The sequence below is a fragment of the Methylobacterium sp. CCH5-D2 genome (assembly GCF_001556475.1).
Classification (GTDB): domain Bacteria; phylum Pseudomonadota; class Alphaproteobacteria; order Rhizobiales; family Beijerinckiaceae; genus Methylobacterium; species Methylobacterium hispanicum.
The window spans coordinates 1-1,658 of sequence record NZ_LSIX01000218.1 but is presented as its reverse complement, the minus strand read 5'-3'; the positions used below and the strand labels follow the sequence as shown (position 1 = coordinate 1,658).

Here is a 1,658-nt window from a genome sequence, read left to right as displayed (position 1 = left end):
CGCCCTCATCGCCCTCGTCCTCACGATCGCCAAGCCCGGCAGCGAGCTGGTCTCGGGCTTCTCGCCGGCCCCCGACGCCGCGCCGAGCTCCAAGCCCGTCGCGAAGGCCAAGGCGCTCGCCTGAGGCGCGGCGGCCTCAATCCTCCCCGGGGCCGCCGCGCATGCGCTTGACCGCGCCGCGGCGGTTCTTGGCGTCCAGGCGGCGCTTCTTCGAGGCGAGCGTCGGCCGGGTCGCCCGCCGCGGCGTCGGCGGCACCGCGGCCTCCGCGACGAGCGCGGCGAGCCGCTCGCGGGCGTCCTCGCGGTTGCGCTCCTGGCTGCGGAAGCGCTGTGCGTTGATGACGATCACCCCGTCCTGGGTGAGCCGGTGGCCGGCGAGCCGCATCAGCCGCACCGCCACCGCGTCGGGCAGCGCGCGCGAGCGGCGCGCGTCGAAGCGCAGCTGGACCGCCGTGGAGACCTTGTTGACGTTCTGTCCGCCGGGGCCGGAGGCGCGCACGAAGCTCTCCTCCAACTCATCGTCCGCGATGGCGATCTGAGGGGTGCAGACCAGGGCCACGATCGCCATATCTCCGTTGGGGCTCGGGTGCCCGGTCAGGCCGCCTCGCCGGGCGTGCGCGCCTTCAGTGCCAGGGCGTGGAGCCCACGTTTGAACGCCTCGTCCATCAGCCCGTTCACCAGACGGTGACGCTCCACCCGACTCTTGCCCTCGAAGGCCGCCGAGACGACGTCGAGGCGGAAATGCGTCTCGCCGCCCTCGCGCCATCCGGAATGGCCCGCGTGCAGGTGGGACTCGTCCACCACATCGAGCCGCGTCGGCGCCAGCTGCGTCCGAAGCGTCTCCTCGATCCAGTCCCGCAACGTCGCCATCGGCTGAAAACCCTCGATTCCCGGCGGAGGCGCCGGCGGCCGGTCCGTCAACCCCGATCCACCGCATGCGGCATCAGGCCCGCCGGCCTTGTGTCTCCGGTCCGCCCCCTCATAATCGCCCCGTCATGGATCTCAACTCGCGCCTGTTCGACAGCATCCGGATTAAGCCCTCCTGCGACGACGCGAAGGAGACCGGGCCCGTCTGCGAGACCCCGGGCTGCGGCCGGCCGGGGCTCTACCGCGCGCCCAAGGGCCGCAAGGCGGAGGGCCAGTACTGGCGCTTCTGCATGGACCACGTGCGCGCCTACAACGCGACCTACAACTACTTCGACGGCATGAACGACGCCGCGGTGCAGGCCTACCAGAAGGACGCCATCATCGGGCACCGGCCGACCTGGGCGATGGGGGTGAACAAGACCGGCGCGACCAAGCCGAAATCGGAGCCGCAGCGCGACTGGGCCTATGTCGATCCGCTGGGCATCCTGCGGGCGGAAGGGCTCGGGGAGGCCCGCCGCAAGGCCGAGCCTCAGCGCCCGCGCCACTCGGCCACCGTCGCCAAGGCCCTCGACGTGATGGGCCTCGACGAGACCGCCGACGCCACCGCCATCAAGGCGCAGTACAAGGTGCTGGTGAAGCGCTTCCACCCGGACGCCAACGGCGGCGACCGCTCCTTCGAGGACCGCCTGCGCGACATCATCCGCGCCCACGACGTGCTGCGCGGTGCCGGGCTCTGCTAGGGCGCCCTCGGCCGGAGCAGGCGGGGACGGGATCGGCACGAAGGATGCACC

At 72.1% G+C, this 1,658-nt stretch carries 3 protein-coding genes; 1 reads left to right on the top strand and 2 read right to left on the bottom strand.

Annotated features, from left to right (window positions below; all coding sequences use genetic code 11):
- Positions 1-136: 136 nt before the first annotated feature.
- Positions 137-568 carry an alternative ribosome rescue aminoacyl-tRNA hydrolase ArfB gene (arfB, locus tag AX737_RS05650; RefSeq protein ID WP_066919704.1) on the bottom strand — a complete coding sequence of 144 codons (432 nt, stop codon included), beginning with the start codon at positions 566-568 and terminating at the stop codon, positions 137-139.
- A 26-nt stretch (positions 569-594) separates the two neighbouring features.
- Complete coding sequence (locus AX737_RS05645; RefSeq protein WP_066919702.1) at positions 595-870, bottom strand: BolA family protein; 276 nt, start codon at positions 868-870, stop codon at positions 595-597.
- 125 nt (positions 871-995) lie between these two features.
- On the opposite strand from AX737_RS05645, the gene AX737_RS05640 reads away from it, so the two are divergent.
- Complete coding sequence (locus AX737_RS05640; RefSeq protein WP_066919700.1) at positions 996-1,607, top strand: DnaJ domain-containing protein; 612 nt, start codon at positions 996-998, stop codon at positions 1,605-1,607.
- The last annotated feature ends 51 nt before the right edge of the window (positions 1,608-1,658 follow it).